We start from the raw sequence: 1161 nt of genomic DNA on the forward strand, positions 1-1161 counted from the left end.
TAACTGGCGACCGCTTTGACGATGACGCATAAGTTAATCCTTCTCTCAAACTATTAATAAAAAAACGATGATCGAACTAGTCGTTGTCAACGATGCTTTCAGGTGGCCAGTTTTCTAGGCGCATGCCCAGAGACAAACCACGCGACGCTAACACGTCTTTGATTTCAGTTAGAGACTTCTTACCTAAATTAGGCGTTTTAAGAAGCTCAACTTCAGCACGTTGTACTAAATCACCAATATATTGAATTGCTTCTGCTTTTAAGCAGTTTGCGCTACGGACAGTTAGTTCTAGATCATCAACAGGACGAAGTAAAATTGGGTCGAATAATGGTTTTTCTTCCACTTGTTCAACTTCTTTAATATCACGAAGTTCTACAAACGCATCTAGCTGTTCAGCTAAAATTGTTGAAGCACGACGGATAGCTTCTTCCGGATCCAATGTACCATTGGTTTCCATATCTAAAATTAATTTGTCTAAATCTGTACGTTGTTCAACACGTGCAGAGTCAACATCATAAGCAATTCTTACTACTGGGCTGAATGAGGCATCTACCAACAAACGACCAATAGCACGATCTTCTTCTTCGGCATCACGGCGCGCTGAAGCAGGTACGTAACCACGACCCATTTCAATTTTAATGCGCATACTGATAGAACCTTCACCTGTTAGGGTGCAGATAACATGTTCTGGGTTTGCAATAGTTACATCACCATCATGTTGAATATCAGCTGCCGTTACAGGGCCTTCACCAGACTTAGTTAAAGTCAGAACGGCTTCATTTTTGCCTTCTAGTAAAACAGCAAGCCCTTTAAGGTTTAACAATATTTCGATGATGTCTTCTTGAACACCTTCTTTACTACTGTACTCATGTAATACACCATCAATTTCTACTTCAGTTACAGCACAACCTGGCATTGAAGATAAAAGGATACGGCGTAACGCATTACCTAAAGTGTGACCAAAACCACGTTCTAATGGCTCTAAAGTTACCTTAGCACGACGAGGATTGATATTTTCAATACCAACCATGCGTGGTCTAAGGAATTCGGTTACAGAACCCTGCATATATGTCCTCTCTTAAAGTGCAACTTTACTATTTAGAGTAAAGTTCAACAATCAACTGTTCATTAATTTCGGCAGATAAGTCAGCACGATCTGGA

The 1161-nt window shown here is 40.3% G+C and carries 1 protein-coding gene; it reads right to left on the reverse strand.

Annotated elements, in window-relative coordinates; genetic code table 11:
• Positions 1-76: 76 nt before the first annotated feature.
• Entirely contained in the window at positions 77-1066 is a 990-nt protein-coding gene (locus tag DWA31_RS00030) for a DNA-directed RNA polymerase subunit alpha (protein WP_114324643.1), read from the reverse strand.
• Positions 1067-1161 lie beyond the last annotated feature (95 nt).

The organism is Candidatus Colwellia aromaticivorans, assembly GCF_003333305.1.
Taxonomy (GTDB): Bacteria; Pseudomonadota; Gammaproteobacteria; order Enterobacterales; family Alteromonadaceae; genus Colwellia; species Colwellia aromaticivorans.